Source organism: Citrobacter sp. VF227 (assembly GCF_052950715.1).
Window position 1 is genome coordinate 679,558 of the sequence record NZ_JBRFVF010000002.1, and the last position, 23,888, is coordinate 703,445.

The 23,888-nt window shown below is 52.0% G+C and carries 22 protein-coding genes and 1 tRNA gene; 11 read left to right on the plus strand and 12 right to left on the minus strand.

The window, feature by feature from the left end; all coding sequences use genetic code 11:
- Window positions 1–20: 20 nt before the first annotated feature.
- Window positions 21–2,807 (plus strand): TMAO reductase system sensor histidine kinase/response regulator TorS, encoded by a 2,787-nt coding sequence (torS, locus tag ACU8YC_RS10725; RefSeq protein ID WP_446895322.1) that lies wholly within the window; start codon window positions 21–23, stop codon window positions 2,805–2,807.
- A gap of 8 nt (window positions 2,808–2,815) precedes the next feature.
- On the opposite strand, the gene ACU8YC_RS10730 is transcribed toward torS, so the two are convergent.
- Window positions 2,816–2,892: transfer RNA gene (locus tag ACU8YC_RS10730), tRNA-Arg, on the minus strand.
- Between the two features lie 256 nt (window positions 2,893–3,148).
- Between ACU8YC_RS10730 and fimW the strand changes: the two genes are divergently transcribed.
- The 3 genes from fimW (at window position 3,149) to fimZ (ending at window position 6,067) form a co-directional block, all read left to right on the plus strand.
- Entirely contained in the window at window positions 3,149–3,742 is a 594-nt protein-coding gene (fimW, locus tag ACU8YC_RS10735) for a fimbria biosynthesis transcriptional regulator FimW (protein WP_151218681.1), read from the plus strand.
- Between the two features lie 384 nt (window positions 3,743–4,126).
- Window positions 4,127–4,849 (plus strand): fimbria biosynthesis regulator FimY, encoded by a 723-nt coding sequence (gene fimY / locus ACU8YC_RS10740; protein WP_151218680.1) that lies wholly within the window; start codon window positions 4,127–4,129, stop codon window positions 4,847–4,849.
- Window positions 4,850–5,434: 585 nt separating this feature from the next.
- Window positions 5,435–6,067 carry a fimbria biosynthesis transcriptional regulator FimZ gene (gene fimZ / locus ACU8YC_RS10745; protein WP_003021902.1) on the plus strand — a complete coding sequence of 211 codons (633 nt, stop codon included), beginning with the start codon at window positions 5,435–5,437 and terminating at the stop codon, window positions 6,065–6,067.
- Between the two features lie 49 nt (window positions 6,068–6,116).
- On the opposite strand, the gene sfmF is transcribed toward fimZ, so the two are convergent.
- The 6 genes from sfmF to fimA form a co-directional block, all read right to left on the minus strand.
- Window positions 6,117–6,611, minus strand: coding sequence for a fimbria assembly protein (gene sfmF / locus ACU8YC_RS10750; protein ID WP_151225080.1), 495 nt, complete (start codon window positions 6,609–6,611; stop codon window positions 6,117–6,119).
- Window positions 6,612–6,645: 34 nt separating this feature from the next.
- Window positions 6,646–7,653, minus strand: a complete 1,008-nt coding sequence (fimH, locus tag ACU8YC_RS10755) for a type 1 fimbria D-mannose specific adhesin FimH (protein WP_187259392.1) — start codon at window positions 7,651–7,653, stop codon at window positions 6,646–6,648.
- A gap of 4 nt (window positions 7,654–7,657) precedes the next feature.
- Window positions 7,658–10,279, minus strand: a complete 2,622-nt coding sequence (locus tag ACU8YC_RS10760) for a fimbrial biogenesis usher protein (RefSeq protein ID WP_446895323.1) — start codon at window positions 10,277–10,279, stop codon at window positions 7,658–7,660.
- 7 nt (window positions 10,280–10,286) lie between these two features.
- The gene (gene fimC, locus ACU8YC_RS10765) at window positions 10,287–10,979 is read right to left on the minus strand and encodes a type 1 fimbria chaperone FimC (protein WP_151218677.1); all 693 of its coding nucleotides are present in this window, start codon (window positions 10,977–10,979) and stop codon (window positions 10,287–10,289) included.
- Window positions 10,980–11,021: 42 nt separating this feature from the next.
- Entirely contained in the window at window positions 11,022–11,555 is a 534-nt protein-coding gene (gene fimI / locus ACU8YC_RS10770; protein WP_446895324.1) for a type 1 fimbrial protein subunit FimI, read from the minus strand.
- A 77-nt stretch (window positions 11,556–11,632) separates the two neighbouring features.
- Window positions 11,633–12,187: a type 1 fimbrial major subunit FimA gene (gene fimA / locus ACU8YC_RS10775; protein WP_151218675.1), complete on the minus strand. Its 555-nt coding sequence runs from the start codon at window positions 12,185–12,187 to the stop codon at window positions 11,633–11,635.
- Between the two features lie 571 nt (window positions 12,188–12,758).
- Here fimA and folD point away from each other — a divergent pair.
- The 3 genes from folD (at window position 12,759) to ACU8YC_RS10790 (ending at window position 14,488) form a co-directional block, all read left to right on the plus strand.
- Window positions 12,759–13,625 carry a bifunctional methylenetetrahydrofolate dehydrogenase/methenyltetrahydrofolate cyclohydrolase FolD gene (gene folD / locus ACU8YC_RS10780; protein ID WP_003021887.1) on the plus strand — a complete coding sequence of 289 codons (867 nt, stop codon included), beginning with the start codon at window positions 12,759–12,761 and terminating at the stop codon, window positions 13,623–13,625.
- A gap of 1 nt (window position 13,626) precedes the next feature.
- Entirely contained in the window at window positions 13,627–13,839 is a 213-nt protein-coding gene (gene ybcJ / locus ACU8YC_RS10785; RefSeq protein WP_048212377.1) for a ribosome-associated protein YbcJ, read from the plus strand.
- A 124-nt stretch (window positions 13,840–13,963) separates the two neighbouring features.
- Window positions 13,964–14,488, plus strand: a complete 525-nt coding sequence (locus ACU8YC_RS10790; RefSeq protein WP_446895325.1) for a metal-dependent hydrolase — start codon at window positions 13,964–13,966, stop codon at window positions 14,486–14,488.
- A 91-nt stretch (window positions 14,489–14,579) separates the two neighbouring features.
- On the opposite strand, the gene cysS is transcribed toward ACU8YC_RS10790, so the two are convergent.
- The gene (gene cysS, locus ACU8YC_RS10795) at window positions 14,580–15,965 is read right to left on the minus strand and encodes a cysteine--tRNA ligase (RefSeq protein ID WP_252837970.1); all 1,386 of its coding nucleotides are present in this window, start codon (window positions 15,963–15,965) and stop codon (window positions 14,580–14,582) included.
- A 173-nt stretch (window positions 15,966–16,138) separates the two neighbouring features.
- Between cysS and ppiB the strand changes: the two genes are divergently transcribed.
- The 4 genes from ppiB (at window position 16,139) to purK (ending at window position 19,170) form a co-directional block, all read left to right on the plus strand.
- Window positions 16,139–16,633 carry a peptidylprolyl isomerase B gene (ppiB, locus tag ACU8YC_RS10800; protein ID WP_003021875.1) on the plus strand — a complete coding sequence of 165 codons (495 nt, stop codon included), beginning with the start codon at window positions 16,139–16,141 and terminating at the stop codon, window positions 16,631–16,633.
- Between the two features lie 2 nt (window positions 16,634–16,635).
- Complete coding sequence (lpxH, locus tag ACU8YC_RS10805) at window positions 16,636–17,358, plus strand: UDP-2,3-diacylglucosamine diphosphatase (protein ID WP_187252870.1); 723 nt, start codon at window positions 16,636–16,638, stop codon at window positions 17,356–17,358.
- 238 nt (window positions 17,359–17,596) lie between these two features.
- Window positions 17,597–18,106 carry a 5-(carboxyamino)imidazole ribonucleotide mutase gene (purE, locus tag ACU8YC_RS10810; protein WP_151218672.1) on the plus strand — a complete coding sequence of 170 codons (510 nt, stop codon included), beginning with the start codon at window positions 17,597–17,599 and terminating at the stop codon, window positions 18,104–18,106.
- The gene (gene purK, locus ACU8YC_RS10815) at window positions 18,103–19,170 is read left to right on the plus strand and encodes a 5-(carboxyamino)imidazole ribonucleotide synthase (RefSeq protein ID WP_187252871.1); all 1,068 of its coding nucleotides are present in this window, start codon (window positions 18,103–18,105) and stop codon (window positions 19,168–19,170) included. The genes purE and purK overlap by 4 nt, the downstream gene beginning before the upstream one ends.
- A gap of 36 nt (window positions 19,171–19,206) precedes the next feature.
- Here the strand turns inward: purK and ACU8YC_RS10820 are convergent, their stop codons facing one another.
- The 4 genes from ACU8YC_RS10820 to ACU8YC_RS10835 are packed head-to-tail and all read right to left on the minus strand — an operon-like array spanning window position 19,207 to window position 23,861.
- Window positions 19,207–20,100, minus strand: coding sequence for a carbamate kinase (locus ACU8YC_RS10820; protein ID WP_003835758.1), 894 nt, complete (start codon window positions 20,098–20,100; stop codon window positions 19,207–19,209).
- A 3-nt stretch (window positions 20,101–20,103) separates the two neighbouring features.
- The gene (locus tag ACU8YC_RS10825) at window positions 20,104–20,913 is read right to left on the minus strand and encodes a DUF2877 domain-containing protein (protein ID WP_187252872.1); all 810 of its coding nucleotides are present in this window, start codon (window positions 20,911–20,913) and stop codon (window positions 20,104–20,106) included.
- A gap of 11 nt (window positions 20,914–20,924) precedes the next feature.
- A complete protein-coding gene (locus ACU8YC_RS10830; protein ID WP_252837967.1) occupies window positions 20,925–22,184 on the minus strand; it encodes a YlbE family protein in 1,260 nt (419 codons plus the stop codon).
- Between the two features lie 9 nt (window positions 22,185–22,193).
- Window positions 22,194–23,861 (minus strand): acyl-CoA synthetase FdrA, encoded by a 1,668-nt coding sequence (locus tag ACU8YC_RS10835; RefSeq protein WP_252837966.1) that lies wholly within the window; start codon window positions 23,859–23,861, stop codon window positions 22,194–22,196.
- Between the last annotated feature and the right edge of the window lie 27 nt (window positions 23,862–23,888).

Consider the following 23,888-nt stretch of genomic DNA (forward strand, 5'->3'; position numbering starts at 1 on the left):
TAATCTGTGGCGACCAGACCGTGAATTTATCTCTGACCAAACGACTGTGGATAGGCTTCGCGCTGATGGCGACACTGACCCTCATGAGTACGCTGGTAGGCTGGTATAACCTGCGTTTTGTCAGTCAGGTTGAGCAGGCCAATACCCAGGCCCTGATCCCGACTATGGACATGGCGCGCCAGCTCAGCGAAGCCAGCGCCTGGGAACTGTTTTCCGCGCAGAATCTGACCACCGCAGATAATGAAAATATGTGGCTGGCGCAGGGGCGCATGTTAACCGCCCAAAGCCTGAAAATAACCGCATTATTAAAAACCCTTCGCGAACAGGGTTTTGACACCTCAGCTATTGAACAGCAGGAAAAAGAGATCGCCCAGTCGTTAAGCCATCAGGGAGAAATGGTTGGTGAACGTCTGAGACTACGCGATCAACAGCAACAGCTCAGCCAAAAACTGGTTGAGGCTACCGCCGACGTTGCCGAAATGGCGCGCGGTCAGGCCAGCAATGCCGCCACCTCGGCAGGTGCCACGCAGGCAAGCATTTATGATTTAATTGAGAGTCATCAGGGTAAAGCGGCAGAAAACGCTCTCGACAGGCTTATCGATATCGATCTGGAATATTATAACCAGATGAATGAACTGCGGCTGAGCGCGCTTCGCGTGCAGCAAATGGTGATGAATCTGGGGAATAACCAGGCGCAGAATAACCTGGCGGCGCTGGAAACTCAGTTGAATGCTGCAGTCAGAGTGCTGCACCGCCGACAAATACGCATTGAAGATCCGGTGGTACGCACTCAGGTTGCCGATGCCGTGAATACAATTGGCCGTTATGTCGAGCTGCTGGCCCTGTATCGTCAGGATAATGACATCACCACCCGCTTACAGATTTTATCGCAGAACAATATTGAGCAATTTACCCGCTTTAGCAGCGAAGTCAGTCAATTGGTGGAAACCATTGGCCAACGCAATCAGACCGGGCTGGCGCATCTCAAACAGGCCAGCCAGCGCGGGCAAACGCTGCTGCTGCTGTTAGGCGCGGTATCATTGTGCCTGTTGATTATTATTCTTTGGCGCGTGGTTTATCGCTCAGTCACGCGCCCGTTGGCGCAGCAAACCCAGGCGTTACAGCGTTTGCTTGAAGGCGATATTGATTCCCCATTTCCGGAAACCGCAGGCGTTCGCGAACTGGATACCATTGGGAGGTTGATGGATGCATTTCGTGGCAGCGTGCACGCCCTCAATAGCCATCGCGAACATCTGGCCGCTCAGGTTAAAGCTCGTACAGCCGAGCTGCGTTCTATGGTGTCGGAACACCGACACGCGCGTGCTGAAGCCGAGAAAGCCAACCAGGCAAAATCGGCGTTTCTTGCCGCGATGAGCCATGAAATACGCACCCCGCTGTATGGGATCCTCGGGACTGCGCAATTGCTCTCAGAGAATCCTGCACTGGCGCAGCACCAGGAGAATCTGCACGCAATCACCGACTCTGGCGAGTCGCTGCTGACCATACTCAACGATATCCTCGACTATTCCGCCATCGAAGCGGGCGGAAAAAATGTGGCGATCGGCGATGAACCCTTTGAGCCCAAACCGTTGCTGGAAAGTACGCTTCAGCTCATGCACGGCCGCGTTGCCGATCGCCCGGTCAAACTGGTTGCGGATTTTGCCGACGATATACCCGATTCCCTGCGCGGCGATCCGCGCCGCATCCGGCAAATCATTACTAACTTATTAAACAACGCACTACGCTTTACCGATCGAGGGCACATCATCCTGCGTAGTCGGCGTGAAGAACAGGACTGGTATATTGAGGTTGAAGATACGGGATGCGGAATTGATCCTGCTCGCCAGCACGATATTTTTCAGCCGTTTGTTCAGGTAAGCGGTAAACGTGGAGGAACCGGGCTTGGGCTCACTATCAGCGCCAGCCTCGCGCAGGCGATGCAAGGTGAATTAAGTGTCACCAGCACACCAGGAGTCGGAAGCTGCTTTCGTTTACGTCTGCCACTTCGGCCTGGTGCGATGCCGGTAGCGAAATCCGTTCCACGTTCTCTGTCGTTGCAGGGTTTGCGCTTACTGCTTATTGAGGATAATCCTCTCACGCAACGCATCAGCGCGGAAATGCTCACTCTCAATGGTGCTCAAGTCACCGCTGTCGACAATGCCGCTGCCGCGCTAACGCAACTGCAGCAAGACGCCCAGTATAATGCCGCCCTGGTTGATTTCGATCTTCCTGATATCGACGGCATCACGCTGGCGCAGCAGTTAACCCGCGAGTACCCGACGCTAAACCTGATCGGTTTTAGCGCACATGTCATTGACGAAACGCTAAGTCAAAGAACCAGCACCCTGTTTCTCGGCATCATTCAAAAACCGGTTCCCCGGGATGAACTCAGTCGGCTAATTATGCTTTATCTTCACGGGAATGCCTCTCTCCCGAAGGTATCAGTCCATAGCAACGAGCGATTAGATACCCAGCAATTAGCCGGGGATATCCAGATAATGGGGTGGCAAAAGGTGCAGGAATGGTTAGCGCTCTTTAAGCAACATACCCTTCCTTTATTGGATGACATTGACACTACGCGCGCAGCCCAAGAGTACGAGCAGATAAAACGTCTGGCACATCAGTTAAAAAGCAGTTGCGCCAGCATGGGGATGCGCTCTGCCAGTAGAATGTGTGCAGAGCTCGAGCAGCAGCCGTCAGGCGATTTTTCACTCAGAGAAGAGATACAACAAAGCCTTTATGAATTAGAACGCTGGCTGGAAAAGGAAAAGCTGTCGCGGTTCGCTGCAGCAGAACATCTGAAGTGAGGTTGAAATGGTACGCCCTGTAGGATTCGAACCTACGACCTACGGCTTAGAAGGCCGTTGCTCTATCCAACTGAGCTAAGGGCGCATTGCGAAGTGATTACTTCATGCAGATGAAACGCGTGAATTATACGGTCAGCGCCTGCTGAGTCAATGCCTTTTGATTTCGGTTGCTGACGAAGTGTACGAATGTTGATTTTTTCTGCTTGTTCAAAGGTATCCAGGAAATCACCTGGTAACAACTCAGCTCACAAAACGTCAGATTTAGGGATACATGTATTTAGAATATTTATGATTTTGCTTAACATTCCTTTATCCCTCTCCAGCGGTTCAGGAACTCTTTAATGTTAAGTATTGCCATCAAGGAAGAAAACAGTCACTTCGAACATGGACTGAAAATCATCATCTCCCACCTGGCGAATCAGTGGCATCAGGAGATTTGCTTTTTGCCTGTCGAGGATATCGATCGCGCTGAAATCGCGTTTATCTCACTGGATGAAGATTGGCTCAGCGCCGATTGCTACCAGGTTCCGGTCCACACCAGGCGCCAACACAGGGTGGTTATCTGTAGCAAAAACGATAAAGATAAGCTGATGTTCAGACCCTGCCTGTACATGTTGCCGCTAATCTATCGGGAAGATGACGTAGATGAGATAACCAAAAAACTGGTCCTCATCCTGCAAAAACGCGCGCTGCGCCACAGCGTACCTGCGACTATCTGCCATTACTGCACTACCCGCAACTTTTCTGTCGCAGAACGCCAGTTCTTAATGTTTCTCGCCAGCGGATACACCTTAGCCGAAACGGCTCACCTGCTCTCAATTAGCGATCTTCAGGCCAAAGCGACTCGACGCGGCATAATGAAAAAGCTGCATGTGAAAAACGATCAGCAATTCTTAAGATACATCCGCGCCCATCTGAATTTTCTACAAAATTAGACGGGATATCTCTGCCTAATTTTTATTGAGAAATATCTCATCCTCAATTAAGTATCGGCTCCTACTGTACCTATCCTCAGACTGCCAGAATAATCCAGAAATACTATTTCCGGAGTAACAGAAAGACACACCCGGTAATATTTTATCTAATATCAGAGAGAGGTTGAACTGGATAAAACGATCTTTTGGGCATTGAGTAAGACACCAGAAAATTTCCGGCAGATTATTCTGATGAGATACGCAATTGCCAGTCTGATGATTGTTGAAGTACTGAAACCCAACGGCACAAGGACATAACCCTTACGCTGGAAAAAATTTGGGTCAGGGATGTTTATAGTCAGCAATTTATCCAGACCTGCCGCAACAGAAATGGAATGAAAAAGGATGCACAGCGCAAAACGCCGGGATCGCTATCGCCGCATACGAAACCCTAACTGTACCTGGCAATATCCCCACTGTACCTCACAAGTATTTGACCGGCTCGAGTATCTGGCGCAAAAACTCGAACATAATTTACCGGACGACACTATATCTCAGGCGATAATCACAACAGACTACTACCTGGCCTATGCACTAAGTCGACATTTATTCTCAGGTACTCGTACGGCGATCTTCCAGAGCGTTGAGTCGGCCTTACTCAGCATCCAGGAGTCGGTAATTAGCCAGTTTGTGATTGACATAGAAAGCTTAACAACTCCTTATTTCGATATACTTGAATGTTTGCGCCAGCTAATTAAGCAGCGTAGTGACATTCAGATCTTCATAATGCTTCCCAGTCGTGATGACGATCTGACTACCTTTATTTCACTGTCCGGTCCATTCTATATCTTGTCACGCAATTTACACCTCCCTGAGATACGTATAGCCTTATTATCTCCGGTTCCAAATTATTTTCACTCAAGGTGCATTAATCAGCTCGATTGGGAGATGATTACCTTACTTTTACAAGGTAACTCATTAAAAAATATTGCATTATTACAAGCACAACCCTACCACCGTATCATCTATCGCCTGAACCAGTTGATTACGCGCCTGGGATTGCCCAACAGACAGCGCTTTTTGCATCTGATACACCGCCTCAGTGTTACCTCTCTTCATTTAATTTAACATCATAACCCTATGTGCCATAAGATTTTTTAGGAAATTACTTATTCTCGAATAAGAATAAAGATCTAATTTTTACAAATATTTAATATTTACAACTATTCCTGGTATTATATCTGGTACCACTTTCACAGTTAACCTTACTGATTCTGTGCATTTCGATATAAAAAAGCATAATTTCAGTCTTAACAAAACCTAAACAATTAGTCTATTGTATTGTTTTTACCATTTAAAAAAAATTTTCAATCTGCCATAATTCGAACCACAGATCAATAATACCAATAGCCATTAACACATCTGGAACTTTCAGAATATCCTAACTGACATTAACATCCGGGATGTCGTAAGTCTTTTCCGAAAGAACAGAGCAGGTATAATCCTCTTAGTTTCCTGATTAATTGTTAGTTTCCCGGTGTGAAATGGATTTTCCACAAATTCATTGTTCTGCAGAAGAACAACCGAATAAACAAGGATGAAATAATATTTATTCGATTCTCCTCAGAACAATTCTTGGCTATTTGACAATATTATAACGCCTGATGTTTTATCAAATTCGCAAGATACGCAAACAGTTTGAGGCATACAAAAATGAAACCAGCATCCGTTATCATTATGGACGAACACCCTATTGTCAGAATGTCGATAGAAGTACTACTCGAGAAAAACAGTAATATTCAGGTAGTATTGAAAACCGACGACAGCCGTACGGCAATAGAACATCTGCGCACGTACCCCGTCGATCTTGTCATCCTGGATATTGAACTACCTGGCTCTGATGGGTTTACATTGCTCAAAAGAATAAAATCATTGCAGGAGAAAACTCGGGTACTGTTTCTATCTTCAAAATCTGAGTCTTTTTATGCCGGGCGGGCTATCCGGGCCGGTGCAAATGGTTTTGTCAGTAAACGAAAGGATCTCAATGATATCTATAATGCGGTAAAAATGATTTTATCGGGATATTCTTTTTTTCCGTCGGATACCCTTAACTTCATTAACAATATAAATGCACAAAAAGGTGTGCTGAATGACATGCCGCTCTCTAATCGCGAGGTTACGGTTTTGCGTTATCTGGCAAACGGTCTGTCCAATAAGGAAATTGCTGAACAGTTGTTACTCAGCAATAAAACGATTAGTGCTCACAAGGCTAATATCTACTCCAAGCTCGGGTTGCACACCATCGTTGAGCTGATCGATTATGCAAAAATGCATGAGTTAATGTAATAACACTCCCGGCGAGATGTCGTTCGGGAGCGTCTTGTCAGCGCATTGATTAGTTATAGTTAATCATAAACGTGGCATCAGCCCTGGCAACACCTGGCTGAACCCCATCAGCTAAAGCGATGTAGTTAGCGAAAAAGGTTAGTGTGGCATTGCCGTTCTCATCAATACTCACTGACTCGCTGGCCTGCTCAAGAGGCAGTCGCGTACGGTCGCTGTCGTGCAGTTCAATCGCCACCTTTTGCGCCATGACCACATCATCGAGCGCCAGCAGCGTCGTGCCCGGAGCCGGAGTACCGGAAAACGTTATCGAAGCGGATCCCGGCGGGCAACCTTCAAGCTTCAGCGTAAACGCGACCGGTTGAGTGGTATCTCCGCTGGTCTGAAGCTGCTTTGTCGGCCAGGTCCCTAACTCCACCGACTTATTGCTGTCGCTGGCAATCACTGCGCAGGTAAAGTCCACCACATTACCACGCAGTTCAATATTGATTTCACCCAGCGACGAGGAGGCATGGCACAACAAACTAAATGTCAGCAGGGACACCATCGTCAGAAGCCCCCATGTGGATGGCATTGGCTTATTAGTCATAATCCACTCGCAGATAGCCACGAGCCGTAAAAGGCCCTTCGGTAGGTTTATTCCCCGTCACGCTGACCGGCCATGCCCGAATACCGACCCTGGCTGCGGCGTTATCATCCAATTGAAAGGGGATATTGCTGGACAAATTGTTAGGCGTCAGCGGGTTACCACTGCTATCGGCGACGATAAAACCTAAATCCGGGTTGTCAGATACCATCATTTTTCCGGTGGCTTTCTCAGCCTCTACACGCATGGTTAAGTAGGCCTGTGCCGCGACGTTGGTACATTTTATCGCCACCGTTTTGGTCTGCGGATTGATGCCTTCGGGCCGGTTTCCCGCTCCCGCCTTGCTGAATAGCGATGCGCCAATATCACCAAAATCAAACTCGACAATCTGCCCGGCATTCACTTCACAGTTTTGTGGAACCTCCACCTTGCCGCTGTAGCTGATGGTATACACCGGCGTACTTAGCGCATCCCCGGTACTGGTCGTGACATAAACACTGAACATCGTCTGCCGCGGAATCGGAACCATATTAATAAACGGACGGATAACTTTGAGTTTAAACACCAGCTTTGAATCCATTACGCCAAAAGGCTGCTGTTTAGGTACGTTGGGGTGAGTCCCCATACGGATATAGCTACGCGGGGGATAAAATAGTCCGGCATAGCTGTCGGTGATGCTCATGGCTCCCAGCAGGTAGTCATTGAGCTTCAGATACTGAAAACCGCCCTCGGTACTTTGCACCGGAAGTTCAGTAACATAGCTTCGGTAAGTGTAATTCACCGTCGTTCCGGCCGGACAGGTGGCATTCACGCCAATCCAGCCCGATTTTTCCGGTAACGTTACCACCTGTCCCGGCTGGTTGTTGCTGCTGTTAAAGACATTCGACAAATCGTAAAAAACATCCGTTGGCGTGCCATTCGAGTTCTGGCAGACCGTCGCCCATGATGAATGGGAAATCAACAATAAAGCGCTTCCCAGTAATAAACCCGTTTGTCTTTTCATCGTATTATTCCTGTCGTGCCGTTGGAGATTCGCACATCACGTTCGTGAGCGTCACCGCCTGTTTCAGGCTATCCTCAGGCAAGGCATAGCGCGCCACGCAGCGAGCGTTTGCGCCTTCTCCCCACTGGATCAGCAACTCGCCTTTGAGCGGCAGACCACTGAGATAAATTTGCCCGTCTTCGCCCACCATACTGGTCACACCGCTGGTGTTTTCCCGCACAATAGAGCCAAACGGCACGGGTTTACCGGCATGTCTGGCGGTAATCAGCGCCCGCACGCCGATTCGCGTATCAAACGCCGCTCGCACCAGTGCCCCTTGCGTTGGCACGACGCTGCTGACGTTATTTTCCACATCGGTATTGTTATTCATGGAATTGGTGTCTAACGCGACGCGGTTATAGCGATAGACGGTGGCATACGGCATCACCGCGTATCCACGCCAGTCGGTTTGAACGCCGGTCTGGTTTTCTATCCGCACCCCCTGTGCGCCAGGCGCTTTAATCAACACGTTGGTATCGCCCAGAGGCTGACTGAGCGTAATGCCGTCCGCATGCCCAACCACGCCGCCGGAGAGCTGCCAGTTGTAGTCATGCTGATCGCGATCGTAGTTGTATCCCACGCCCAGCGTGCCATAGGCCGCCTGCCAGTTGGCACTGGCGTTTCCACTGTAGCCATTGGTGCTGCTGTGCCCCTGATTCACGCTGTAGCTCAGGTTGCGTCCATCCAGCAACGTACCGCCGATCCCGCTCTGCCAGCTATTTTGTCCATTGCTATTACGGTTGGCATTAAAGGTGGCGTAGGTGCTATCGAAAGCGCTATCTCGCGAGTAGCGCCGTCCGCTCAGCAGGCTGAACGGTATTGACATATTGAACGCGACAATACGGTCGGTGTCGGAGATGCCAACCGATTCATTCCACGACCAGGATAGTGAATAGCTAATCCCCTGCCAGCCGCTGGCATAGCCCAGTTGATACCAGGTATTGGTGTCTGAAGTGTTCCAGTATGTCTGCTGGCTACCCGAGATATACAGCGATCCGTAATCCCCCAGATTTTGCGAAATGTTGATCTGGAAACGGCCTTTTTTGCTGTAGTTCAGGTTGTGGTAACTCTTCACATCGGGCACATCGTGGCGATTGCCTTCGCTGTCGTATTCGTACTCATAACCTTCCATACTGCGATACGCCACATCGTCGAGGGTGTAGAAACCACGCGTAGAGTAGCGATATCCCAACAACTGAAAGTTGGTGCCAAAATTGTTCAGCGATTTCGCATACAGAAAACGCAATGACTGCCCCTGATGCGTACTGTCATCCGCCAGTTGGCTGCGAGCATGGGTTAGATCGACTGAAACCGCCCCCCAGTCCCCCAGGTTTCGGCCTGTGCCTAAAACTAACGCGGTGTAGCGTGAGGCCAACTGCGTCCCACCATACGCGGTGTAGCCTTCTGGTAACCCGGCAATTAATGTTCCCTGGAAAAAGAACGGAGAAGACTGTTGGCTATTGCCGCTGCGAAAATCCCCGGCGACCACGTCATATTTGAAACGCCCTTCCCGCTGTAATAAAGGAACCGTGGAGTAAGGCACCGTATAGCGTTGTTGGCTGCCGTCCTTCTCATCCACCGTGACCTCAAGATCGCCGCTGGACGATGTCGGGTTAAGATCGGTTATCGAGAAAGCGCCGGGTGAAACATAGCTTTGATAAATCACATAGCCATTCTGGCGAATGGTCAGTTTCGCGGCGGTACGCGCAATGCCACGAACGGTTGGCGCATAGCCCTGTAAGCTGTCGGGATACATACTGTCAGAGGAGTAAAGGCGCGCACCGCGAAAACCGACGCTGTCAAAAACGTCGTTGCCGGTGTTGCTGTCGCCCATCACCAGTTCCCCCTTCAGCGGGATAATCGCGCGCTGAAGCCATGTGCCGATGTTTTTCCAGCTTTGTGAGCGGTACCCGTCGCCCTTGGAATAGCTCCAGGCACCGTTGTTTCTCAACCGCCAGGGGCCATAGTTCAGACCACTGAGCATACTCAGAAAATAGCTGTCCGTATCACTACCACGGCTGCCGGTGAAACTGTAGTTAACCAGCGCGGCCGGAATGCCTTCATCCCACTCTTCCGGTGGAATATAGCCGCGCGCGCTGTTTAACATCGAGGCCTGTGGCAGGCTGATGTTTAGTCGCAGGGTAGAAAAATCAAACGCAATCTCGCTGCCTGGAATCGCTTCAGGTAGATTGATACAGGTATCGTTAGGATCCTTACTGAGTGCCGGAAACGCGGCGATATTGACGCCAAGACGCTTCACCCAGTCGAGCCCAAAGCACGGCATCAACCCGCCAGACTTCTCGCCTGCTTTTGCCGCACTGGTGACAAAACGAATATCCTGAGTGGCAACAAACTCATCATTGCGCCAGATATCCACACGATAGACACCTTCAGGCTGGTGATTGCCTTTTTCAAAACGTGATAAATCCGCCACGGTTGCCGTATCCGCAGATAAAAAGGCCGGATTAAAATAGCTTTCCCCGTAGCTGAGAGAGGGAAAAAGCGCCGCCAGCGTGGACAACGCCACCCCCGCCAGCGGTGGCGTAACCCCCGGAAACAGGCCAGGAAAATACGTTGTCTTATTCATCGTTATCTCAACGCACACTAACCGTTTTGGCCGGGGTCACAGCGCCATAATCATTGACCGTCTGGAACGTAACGTTGCCCTGCACGCCCGTTGGTAACAGAACCTGTGCATCGCTTTTCGGTGCAACCATCACGTTATCTACCTTCGTTTTCCCCACGTTGAGATTGACCAACGTGACGTAATACGCTGACGGATTGTTAATTTTCAGGTGATTGCCGGAACGGGCAAACGTCAACATCCCCGGCGCATCTTCCGGGATTTGCGGCAAATTATTCGGACGCACGAAAAGTTTGATACGTGACAGGATCGCCAGTTGCAAAACGTTTTTGCCCTCAAGGCTGTTTTTATTGACTGACGGAATGGCTTTTACGTTCATCCAGAACAGCGACTCACGGTCTTTGGGTAGCGGAACACCTGCATAGATGATACGCAGCGTGTTTTCGCTTTTGGGTTCGCTAACAAACAGTGGAGGTGTAACCACAAACGATTTTTCTTTAACACCTGCGCTATTCTCAATCCATGAATTTACCAGGTAACGTTCTTTGGTATCGCTATTGCCAATAGACAGGGACGTTTGTTTGGCATCAGCCGGATAAATAACGCGAGTGGCGCCTAATGCAATACCGCCAGCAGCATGAACACTGGCAGCAGAAAATAAGGCCAGAAAAAGGATAAAACCTGATTTCAGATAATTAGACATAAGCTACAAATACCTTTGATGCGATTATCGTTGGGAAATAAATCAGGGATAAACCAACGTAAACCACACGTCTGAACGAAGCGTTCCCGGGGTTATATTTTCCGATACAGCCCGATAGCGAGCAGTGAAATGAAACGTCATTTCTTGCGTTATAATTGGCGCATAATGAAGCGGCAGCGCATTCGGAATAATTTGCCGTTGACGCTCATCAAATAATGCCAGACCGATCCCCGAAGCCGCAGACGCATCACCGCTTGCAAGAAAAACCTGGGGATCTTCGGCTGGCGTCACGCCTGCAAACGCAATCCCAACATGGTCATAAACATCGGCGCTGCACGACGTTAAGCGCAGTGAAAACGGAACATTGGTAGAGGCGAAGCTTCCCGTCCCGGAGAAAGCACTCGTACGATACTGCCCCATTTGCACCCGCATATTCTGACTGTCAGTGGCGACCGTACAAGCACCATTGACGAGCTGTCCACGTAAGTGGAGGCGACCACTTTCCAGTATCACCGTATGTGCAAACACAGGCATTACGCACAGCATTCCTGCCAGCGCTACGCCTTTCCCTATCATCTGCCGCATCCTTCATCATCCCCGGATATTGCCTCATCCATTGAGGCGAACGTCATCCTTGCGCAACTCAAAACGGCTTATTCGTACTTCATGATGAACGTTGCGTCGGCATTTGCCTGACCCGGCGTAGCGCTTGCGGCAGTCGCTTTATAACGTGCAGAGAAACGCAGGGTGTTGGTTCCTTCTACCAGCGCCTGAGCGGTAGAGAAGGTCGCGCCATCAGGTTTCAGCGCAGTAGAGGCGTTGTCCAGAATCTCGATACCTACACCGCCAGCGGTGGTAGTGTTATTCCCTGAAGAAACAGCCAGCAGAGCCGAGTTGGTGGCATCCGCCTGACCAGAGAAAGCCACGGCCGCCGTCGCAGCAACGGCAGGATCGCAGTCATTCAGCACGATGGAGAACGGAATTTGTGCTGTTGTATCACCCACTGCGGCAAAACTGGCAGTACGATACTGGCCTAAAGTGACAACCTGATCGGATGACTGAGTACTGACTGCACAGGCTGCATTGACCAGTTCACCTTCAAAATGCACAGTACCGCCGCTCACGCTTACCGGATCGGCTGCAACCGCAGCACCTGCGACTAACATCAGGCTGGCAATAACAGAAGAGGTCATTAATTTACGTTTCATGGATTTCCCTTGAATTACACACATCCGGCTCCAGCATCCTGCGGGATCCGTTTTCATTATCGACATTAAATGTCAGGCTAATTATCTCTGCATCCTGTAAAGATATATATCGTAAGAGAATTAGCTAACCTTTTACCCTGACTCTCCTGAGTATTTGATTTACTAATTATCCTTCGCGAATATGACTATTCGTCACAGCGATAAATTAAACATTTCAATTAATGAAAAATACCTGCAAATCCTTTTAATAGCCCTGGCTAATTCTTAATGGGATCTAAGAAAAGTCTTGGTTAATATTACCTAAATGCCGCCTTAATAGTACGTAACAGTCTGGTTTATGAAGCATTACCCATAGAAAACCCAGGGTGATGAGATGTTTCATTCACGTTAATTTTAATTAGCGTGCTCATCATTTATTCGTTAGACTTTAGTCTCTGTACTGACACCATTTCCAGCCCGTGACAGCCCTGGCGCACATAAAAACGCAAACGAAAACTGACAGCACGTCCCGCTTCTGACAAAATAGTGGCATCCCCTTCGATTTAACGTAACAGACGGAATCCTCTCTCTGATGGCAGCAAAGATTATTGACGGTAAAACGATTGCGCAGCAGGTGCGCTCTGAGGTTGCTCAAAAAGTTCAGGCGCGTTTAGCGGCTGGATTACGCGCTCCGGGCCTGGCTGTTGTGCTGGTAGGTAGCAACCCGGCTTCGCAAATTTACGTCGCGAGTAAACGCAAAGCCTGCGACGAAGTGGGGTTCGTCTCCCGCTCCTATGACCTGCCCGAAACCACCAGCGAGGCGGAGCTTCTTGAGCTGATCGATACGCTCAATGCAGATACCACCATCGACGGTATTCTGGTACAACTGCCGTTACCTGCCGGTATCGACAACGTTAAAGTGCTGGAGCGTATTGCACCGGATAAAGACGTTGACGGTTTCCACCCGTATAACGTCGGTCGTCTGTGCCAGCGTGCGCCGCGCCTGCGTCCATGTACCCCGCGCGGTATTGTGACCCTGCTTGAGCGTTACAACATCGACACCTACGGCCTGAATGCGGTCGTCATTGGCGCTTCAAACATTGTCGGTCGCCCGATGAGCATGGAACTGCTGCTGGCTGGCTGCACCACCACCGTTACCCATCGCTTCACCAAAGATCTGCGTCGCCACGTTGAGCATGCCGATCTGCTAATTGTTGCCGTCGGTAAACCGGGCTTTATTCCCGGTGAGTGGATCAAAGAAGGCGCAATTGTGATTGATGTCGGCATCAACCGTCTGGAGAATGGTAAGGTTGTTGGCGATGTGGTCTTTGAAGATGCTGCCGCACGCGCGTCATATATCACGCCTGTCCCAGGCGGCGTAGGCCCAATGACCGTCGCCACACTTATCGAAAACACGCTCCAGGCGTGTGTTGAATATCATGATGTAAAGGACGTTTAAGATGGCCACATTTTCACTGGGGAAACACCCACATGTTGAACTCTGCGATCTGCTGAAGCTGGAAGGCTGGAGTGAAAGCGGCGCCCAGGCAAAAATCGCCATTGGCGAAGGGTTGGTGAAGGTCGATGGTGTAGTAGAAACGCGTAAGCGCTGCAAAATCGTTGCCGGACAGACCGTAAGCTTTGAAGGCCAAAGCATTACCGTCGTGGCATGATCCCTGGTGCCGGATGAGGTTAACCCCCTGTCCGGCTACTTCCTCTCTCATTTTCAGATAATAACTTCATCACCACTTCACAGCGAATTGTTAGCATGTCGTTTTTCCACACGAAGCGATCATCATGCCAACAATTGTTACCCACGCAGCCGTGCCACTCTGCTTAGGGTTAGGTCTCGGACTTAAAGTCATCCCCCCGCGCTTACTGTTTACTGGCGTCGTTCTGGCTATGCTGCCAGATGCCGATGTGTTGTCATTTAAGTTCGGTGTCGCCTATGGCAATGTGTTTGGCCACCGTGGATTTACCCACTCACTGCTGTTCGCCTTCGTGGTACCGCTGCTGTGCGTAATCATTGGCCGACGATGGTTTAAAGCCGGACTGATTCGCTGCTGGTTATTCCTGACGGTTTCACTGTTGTCGCATAGCCTGCTGGATTCTGTCACCACCGGCGGTAAAGGCGTCGGCTGGCTGTGGCTGTGGTCGGATGAACGGTTCTTCGCACCGTGGCAGGTGATTAAAGTCGCCCCGTTCGCGCTATCACGCTACGCCACACCATATGGGCATCAGGTAATAATTTCGGAGCTGATGTGGGTTTGGCTGCCGGGCGTTATGATGATGGGTGTGCTGTGGTGGTACAAACGTCATTAATAGTGCCTGATGGCGCTACGCTTATCAGGCCTACCGATCATTCCATCGTAGGCCGGATAAGGCGTAAGCCGCCATCCGGCAATATAGAGCGTTACTTACGACGCCAGGTGGTGCCCTGCGGACCGTCTTCCAGCACGATGCCCATCTCGTTGAGGCGATCACGCGCGGCGTCGGCTGCCGCCCAGTCCTTCGCTTTACGGGCATCCAGACGCTGTTGGATTAACGCTTCAATTTCAGCAACTTCACCGTCATCCGCCTGCGCACCGCTTTGCAGGAAGGCTTCTGGCTCCTGTTCCAGCAGGCCCAGCACGCTGGAGAGCTTACGCAGATGCGCAGCCATACCGTTAGCCGCCGCCATATCTTCACCCTTCAGGCGGTTAACCTCACGGGCCATATCAAACAGTACGGAGTAGGCTTCCGGCGTGTTGAAGTCGTCATCCATCGCTTCAATGAAGCGCGCTTCAAGGGCTTCGCCACCGGCTGGAGCAACGGACTTGTCAGTGCCGCGCAGCGCAGTATACAGACGCTCCAGCGCAGAGCGTGCCTGTTTCAGGTTCTCTTCGCTGTAGTTCAACTGGCTGCGATAATGGCCGGACATCAGGAAGTAGCGAATGGTTTCGGCGTCGTAGTATTTCAGCACGTCGCGCACGGTAAAGAAGTTGCCCAGCGATTTGGACATTTTCTCACGGTCAACCATCACCATTCCGGAGTGCATCCAGTAATTGACGTATTCACCGTCGTGCGCACAGGTAGACTGCGCAATTTCGTTTTCATGGTGCGGGAACATCAGGTCTGAACCGCCGCCGTGAATATCAAAATGATTGCCCAACTGTTTGCAGTTCATCGCAGAACATTCAATGTGCCAGCCCGGACGGCCCGCGCCCCACGGTGACGGCCAGCTCGGCTCGCCCTCTTTGGACATTTTCCACAGCACGAAGTCCATCGGGTTGCGCTTCACGTCAACCACGTCAACGCGAGCGCCCGCCTGCAGTTGTTCCAGATCCTGGCGTGACAACTGACCGTAGTTCGGATCAGTCGGGACGTCGAACATCACGTCGCCATTATCGGCAACATAGGCGTGACCTTTGGCGATCAGCTGTTCGGTGATCTCAATAATCTCGGCGATATGGTGCGTCGCGCGCGGTTCCAGATCCGGGCGCAAAATATTCAGCGCATCGAAATCGCGATGCATTTCTGCGATCATTCTGTCGACCAGCGCCACAAAGCTTTCACCGTTTTCATTCGCGCGCTTGATGATTTTGTCATCGATATCGGTAATGTTGCGCACATACTTCAGCTTATAGCCGAGGAAGCGCAGATAGCGTGCAACGACGTCGAAAGAAACGAAGGTACGTCCGTGGCCAATATGACAGAGATCGTAAACGGTAATACCACACACGTACATGCCGACTTCCCCGGCATGAATAGGTTTGAATTCCTCTTTTTGGCGCGTCAGTGTATTAAAGATTTTTAACATCGAAGATTCCGTGTAGACGTGTGTGGATAGTAAAGTCTGTATAATACCCATAATTGAGACCGGAAGCAGCACACTTTGCGAGGTGATCGCAGCTTGCGGTTATGCTATAACACACCCCTAACTCTGACCCTTGACGGGGTCGAAGCACCAATCTATCGGAACAGGATGCAAAAATGGTTACTTTCCACACTAATCACGGCGATATCGTAATCAAAACGTTTGATGATAAAGCGCCTGAAACAGTTAAAAACTTCCTGGACTACTGCCGCGAAGGTTTTTATAACAACACCATTTTCCACCGTGTTATTAACGGTTTCATGATCCAGGGCGGCGGTTTCGAGCCGGGCATGAAGCAAAAAGCCACGAAAGAAGCGATCAAAAACGAAGCGAACAACGGTCTGAAAAATACCCGTGGTACGCTGGCAATGGCGCGTACTCAGGCTCCGCACTCCGCAACCGCACAGTTCTTTATCAACGTTGCAGACAACGACTTCCTGAACTTCTCCGGCGAAAGCATGCAGGGTTGGGGTTACTGCGTGTTCGCTGAAGTGGTTGAAGGCATGGACGTGGTTGATAAAATCAAAGGCGTTTCCACCGGTCGCAGCGGCATGCACCAGGATGTGCCAAAAGAAGACGTCATCATTGAAAACGTGACCGTCAGCGAGTAATCGTGGCGACACTGTTTATTGCAGACCTTCACCTCTGCACAGAAGAACCGGCGATCACCGCCGGTTTTCTGCGTTTTTTAGCCGGCGATGCGCGCAAGGCCGATGCGCTATACATTCTCGGCGATCTGTTTGAAGCCTGGATTGGCGATGACGATCCTAATCCGCTGCATCATGAAATGGCCGAGGCGATAAAAGCGTTGGCTGACACCGGCGTCCCCTGCTTTTTTATTCACGGCAACCGTGACTTTCTGCTCGGCAAGCGTTTTGCCCGTGAAAGCGGCATGACTCTGCTGCCCGAAGAAAAAGTGCTCGACCTGTATGGCCGCAAGGTACTGATCATGCATGGCGACACCTTGTGTACCGACGACGCGGGCTATCAGGCGTTTCGCGCCAAAGTGCATCAACCCTGGCTACAGAAGCTGTTTCTCGCCCTGCCCCTGTTCGTTCGCCAGCGCATTGCCGCAAAAATGCGCGCCGGAAGTCTTGCCGCCAACAGCAGTAAATCGCTGGAAATCATGGATGTGAATCCGCAGGCCGTGATTAACGAGATGGAAAAACATCAGGTCCAGTGGTTAATTCACGGTCATACACACCGTCCGGCTGTCCACGAACTCACGGCCAATGAACAACCCGCTTTCCGCGTGGTATTAGGCGCATGGCATACCGAAGGCTCAATGGTAAAAGTCACGTCCAGCGACGTTGAGCTAATCGCTTTTCCGTTTTAATTCTGCAGGCACCCAGTTCCTCTTTACACAAAACTATTCGAGTTGCATCGAGGCGGCAAATCTGTGAGTCCCCTGGAGCTTACAAAAGTAAGTGACTGGGGTGAGCAGATGCAGCCAACAAAGAGGCAGCTTGAAGAGTGAAGTGTAAAGCGCGCAATCGTTTTCCTTGAGATTGAATTATGCTATTCTCGGTGGCCTCAAAAGTCGAGTGTAGTGCACCACAGGAGTTTTCAGACGCATGTCTTCCCGCAATAATCCGGCGCGTGTCGCCATCGTGATGGGGTCCAAAAGCGACTGGGCTACCATGCAGTTCGCCGCCGAAATCTTCGAAATCCTGAACGTTCCGCATCATGTTGAAGTCGTCTCCGCCCACCGCACCCCAGACAAGCTATTCAGCTTCGCCGAAAATGCTGAAGAGAACGGCTATCAGGTGATAATTGCCGGTGCCGGCGGCGCTGCACATCTGCCAGGTATGATTGCGGCGAAAACGCTGGTGCCTGTTCTCGGCGTTCCGGTGCAAAGCGCGGCGTTGAGCGGCGTAGATAGCCTCTACTCCATTGTTCAAATGCCGCGCGGAATTCCCGTTGGAACGCTGGCGATCGGCAAAGCGGGTGCGGCCAATGCGGCTCTGCTGGCAGCACAGATTCTTGCTACACACGACAAAACATTACACCAGCGTCTGGACGACTGGCGCAAAGCGCAAACCGATGAGGTGCTGGAAAACCCGGACCCGCGAGGTGCGGCATGAAGCAGGTTTGCGTACTCGGTAACGGTCAGTTAGGGCGCATGCTGCGCCAGGCCGGTGAGCCTCTGGGTATTGCGGTCTGGCCCGTCGGGCTGGATGCTGAGCCTGCTGCAGTACCTTTTCAGCAAAGCGTGATCACCGCAGAGATTGAACGCTGGCCGGAAACAGCGCTCACTCGCGAACTGGCGCGCCACCCAGCGTTTGTTAACCGCGACGTTTTCCCGATTATTGCCGACCGCCTGACGCAAAAGCAGCTTTTCGACAAGCTCGACCTGGCGACTGCGCCGTGGCAACTGTTGGCGGATAAAAGCGAATGGCCTGCGGTATTCGACAAACTGGGTGAACTGGCTATCGTCAAGCGCCGCATCGGTGGCTACGACGGTCGTGGGCAGTGGCGTTTACGCGCCAGTGAAACCGAACAACTGCCAGACGACTGCTACGGCGAGTGCATCGTCGAGCGGGGAATCAACTTCTCTGGTGAAGTGTCGCTGGTGGGGGCTCGTGCGCACGACGGCAGCACCGTCTTCTATCCGCTGACCCATAACCTGCACCAGGACGGTATTCTGCGCACCAGCGTAGTCTTCCCGCAGGCTAACGCCAGACAGCAGGCGCAGGCCGAAGCGATGCTCTCTGCCATCATGCAGGAACTGGGCTATGTCGGTGTGATGGCGATGGAGTGTTTCATCACCCCGGAAGGTCTGCTGATCAACGAACTGGCTCCGCGCGTACACAACAGCGGACACTGGACGCAAAACGGCGCCAGCATCAGCCAGTTTGAGCTACACCTGCGCGCCATTACCAATCTGCCGTTACCGACGCCGGTGGTGAACAATCCTTCGGTGATGGTAAACCTGATTGGTAGCGACCTGAACTACGACTGGCTGAAGCTGCCGCTGGTACACCTGCACTGGTATGACAAAGAAGTGCGTGAAGGTCGTAAGGTGGGTCATCTGAATCTGAGCGACAGCGATACAGCACGTCTTAGCGCGACGCTGGAAGCGCTTATCCCTCTGCTGCCGCCGGAATACGCCAGCGGCATTATCTGGGCGCAGTCAAAGCTGAAATAAAAAGACACGGGGCGGGTATACACACGCCCCGTTTTTTTACAGGCGGATACAGGTTCCAGCGTTGCCCGCCAGCGTATCTTCAATGCGTGACAGCGCGCCAATCCATGCTGGTTTCCCACGGCGTTTCACATATCCACTGACAGCGGTGACCTTTGGTCCCATCGAACCATCTGCTTTTGCAAACGGTGCCAGTTCATCTGGAGAGGCCTGACGGATCGCGCGCTGTTCCGGCGTCCCCCAGTTTTCATAGACCGCATCAGCATCGGTCAGAATAACCAGACCATCTGCATCAATCTGTTCAGCCAGCAACGCCGCCGCCAGGTCCTTATCAATGACCGCTTCAGACCCCAATCCTTCGCCAGTAACGGGGACACCGCCGCCCCCGCTGCAAATCACCACATGTCCTTCCTTGAGTAAGAGCTTAATGGCGTCACTTTCAACGATCTGGCGAGGTTCTGGCGAAGCGACAACGCGCCGCAGGTATTTGCCGTCACGCTTCATATGCCAGCCGTAGGTAGCTTCCAACTGCGTTTGCTCTTCGGGCGAATAGACCGGACCAATAAATTTTTCCGGTGCCATAAACGCAGGATCGTCTTCTGAGACAACAATTCGTGTCAACACCGTGGTCACCGGCGGCATTTCCGGTTCAGCGGTCAGACTCTGGGCCAACATATAACCAATCATGCCCTGCGTCTCGGCCACCAGCACATCTAATGGATAAGGCTCGACCTCCTTCCAGGCGAGATTCTGTAACGAAAGCAAGCCTACCTGCGGCCCGTTGCCATGGACGATAGCCAAGCGATATGTGCGCGCCAGACGCGCCAGGGCGGGTACGGCGCTGGCAATATTACGGTATTGATTTTCTGCAGTCAGCGCCTCGCCGCGCTGCAATAATGCGTTGCCACCGAGAGCAACAACCAGCGTTTTCATTCCCTATCCTTCTATGATTTGTTGTCCAATCCAGAACCCCAGCAGAGTATCTGCGCCGGAGGTATGCCCAAGCGCCAGCAGCGAATCAATCGCCGCATCCAGTCTTTCCTGACGACGCAACGCATGGGTGAAGTGGAGTAAAGGTGAAGCGAAGTAACCTGCTGCCGCGTAGCGCAAGTAGCTCACGCTAACCACAGTCGTCGCCTGTTCAAGGTTGCCGGAAGCAGCAAAGAAATGTTGGCCGGAAACCTTATTCAGCGCACCGAAATACCAGGCCGCCAGCAGCATGCCGGTCAACGTATCATCATGGCTGGGCGTTAACCCGGGCCCTTTGCCTAACCACTGTCGCCAGTCTGTCGACACCCCCGCAAGCGCCGAGAAGAAGCAGTGGCGGAACTGACGTAGTTCTGAGCACAAAGGCAGGTTTGCCGCCAACATTAACGGTCCGAACAACCCCGTTTCCTCGCCGCGATTCATCCAGGCGGGTGAAAGCCGCGGAGAATGTGGCCGGGAAGTGATTCTCAACGAACAGCAGCGCTGCGGCTGGTACAGCAAAAATGGCCCCAGTTGGATCCCACCAGGGACAGTCAGAGGAGTTTCGTTTCCACGTAACACCGCACGCAGCGCATCAAAATCATGCGTACGGATCACCCATCCTGCCGGGCTAAAGCCACTCCCTTGGCGGTGCAAGGTCAACAGTGCGCCCCCTTCGGCCACGAGATTAATCGCGCGTCGCCAGACGCCAGACAATTGCCAGGACTGGCGGAAATCCGGGGACTGCTGGCTAGCCAGCAGAGGATGGATGATCATCATGCGTGCTCCTTTTAACTGATGCCCATGCTTTCAGCCAGCGCCTCCAGAGCCAGCTCAAAACATGCCAACGGCGCACGGACAGTCCCCGCGCCAATCTGGCCAATACCGGCCTCTTTATGCGCAATACCGGTATTGATCAGCGGCGTAATCCCCGTTTCGACCACGCGACGAATATCGAGTCCCAGACAAGCCCCCTGGAAATCCCAGCCAGGGATCTGCAACTGCATATTGCGCTCCAGATAGATTTCCGCCATCTCCTCGGACACAGATTTCGCCGCCTCCATTCCACCCGCACCGACAAAACGCGTGACCCCTGGTGCGGCGATCATCGCTGCTCCGCCAATGCCAAACGTTTCGGTGATGGCGCTATCACCCATATCCGGGTTAGCCTGTTCCTGCGAAAAACCAGTAAAGAACAGTCCCTGCGGGGTGTTAACAGGTGCGGTAAACCAGCGATCGCCAAGTCCACTCACCCTAATTCCGAACATGTCGCCATTACGGGTCATCGCCGTCACAATACTGCCAGAACGCACCATCGCTCCGGCGTCCATCGCTGCTTTACAGTAAGCCATAGCCAGATTGAGGAAAAACTGGTCGGTTACACTGAGGAAATCCATCACTTCAGCAATCTGCTGCTTATCATGTTGCAGACGGGCAATTTGCGGTGCCAGCGTACGCATCAGCAGGGCTGAAGAGGCAATGTTGCGCTGATGGAACTCGTCGCCCATCGTAATGCCCTGTGCCATCATGGCGGTCAGATCAATACCCTGTTCCAGAGTCCCCAATGCAGCGCTTAAGACCGGCATCAGAACATCGCGCATCCAGCGTAAGCGCTGCTGAACATCCTCGCCGTACGCACCGAAGCGCATCACCTTGCCAATGCCTTCGTTGAGATTGCAGTAAGCACGGTTCCCTTCAGTAATGTTTTCCACCACCAACATCGGCATGCTGGCAGAGGTGATCCCGCCCATTGGCCCCACGGCATTAACGTGATGGCAAGGTACAAAATTGACTTTCCCCTGCTCCAGTAATGCCAGTGCGCTCATTTCGTCATTGGCCCACCCTTCAAACAGGCATGCACCAATGCAGGCCCCTTTCATTGGACCGGTCATTTCTTGCCAACGCATTGGCGGTCCCGCATGAAGCAGTGTTTTTCCTTCATTAAGCTCCCTGATTAACGAGGACGCGGGTTGCACGTCCAGCCAGTGCGGGCGCGCACGACGAATTTGTTCGATTACTGCAGTATTGGCTTGTGCCACTGATGTAAACATTGGAACCCCTTATTGCAAACGTTCTAATAAACGAGCCAGTTTTTTGTTACCGCCAGCGACAGGCGCCCACTGGTAATGCACCACAGGCTTTTCTGCCGCCTGTAAATCCAGTGCAAAACTGCGTAACCCGGCATTAATGACCGCGACTTTTTCCAGTAACGAAGGTGCGGATTGATGAGATAAAGGTTGAGATGGCCGAATCAGCTCAGCGGCAAGCAAGGTAGCCTCAGGCAATGAACTCACCACAGCGATACCGGCATCCTCCAGCGTGGCGATTTGCAGTGAACGACACTGCGGATCGCGTTCTGTACCGGTCACCGTTGCAATCGCAAACAGCGGTTGGTCGATGTCTCGCACAGCACATGCTTTTTGCCAGGCCTCAACCAGTGATGCAGCTGGATCTGCCGTCGCCCCGTAACCAATCACGACGTCGACCAATAACACCCGCACCTGCGGCTGAGAGCCGAGGTCCGTAATAAGCTGATTACGTAACGCAGGATCGATCATCGGATGCGGTCGGCCGACGGTGTAGAAATCATCCCCGAGGTCGATAATCTGATGCCCGGCGGCATCCAACATCATGCCGTGATGATGTTGTGCATCCGCTGCAACATTAAGGTTTGCGGCCAGCAGACCTGCCGCTTCGGCAGCCAGCGTTCCTCCGGTATAGAGCCCCCGAATAAGGCCGTCCCCCGTAGCTAAAAGCGCGCTACGTCGCGCCGTGACGCGCGCCAGCAAACAGGCGAGACGAGCCGCATCATCCAGCGTCGATGCAAACCAGACGTTCTCATCGCGGGCCGCTGCGCTGGTGTAACCTAGAAACAGTGCCACAACGGGTTTACCCGTGGCTTTCATCGCCGTGACAATACGCTGGCGAACAGCTTCCGCCGGTGGTTTAGACACAAAAGCCAACACCTGACTTTTATCATCTGCACCGAGCATATCCAGCGCGGTAAGTGCGCTAATTCCTCCCACCTCAGCGCTCAGGTCGCGTCCACCCAGACCAATGGCGTGAGTGATGCCTTCCCCGGCCAGTGCTATCTGTGAACACAGCTCCTGGATCCCTGTGCCGGAGGCGCCTATGACGCCAATGTTGCCTTCCGGCATCACGTTGGCAAATGCCAGCGGCGTACCAGCAATCATGGCGGTTCCACAATCGGGTCCCATCACCAGCAGGCCTTTATCTTGCGCACGCCGCTTCAGATTGATTTCATCTTCCAGCGTGACGTTGTCGGAGAACATCATGACGTTCAGGTTGCGATCCAGCGCCTGGTTCGCCAGTTCAGCCGCGTATTCGCCCGCAACAGAAATTAACGTCATATTCGCTTCAGGCAATTTCTGACACGCGCTTTCCCAGCGCCTGACCTGCAATAGCGTTTGGCTCCCCCCGGTTGCCTGCGCCAACTGCTGCAACGACTCATCCAGTTGCTGCAAAATAGCCTGGGTAATACTTTCATCCGCCGCTTCAGTACGAATCGCCACGCAAATATCATTCGGCGTCGCCTGATTAAAATCGTCATGCCAGAATCCAGTTGTTTCCAGCAATGATTTATTCGCTGGCGTTCCCATCATGACCGATACATCGTCTACATTTTCGGACTCACTCAGCTTGCGTGAAATAATCATTAAACTGACAGAGTCCTGAAAACACCCTTTTTTAATAAAGGCGTGGATCATAACAACCCCTTAATAATTGCACCCATG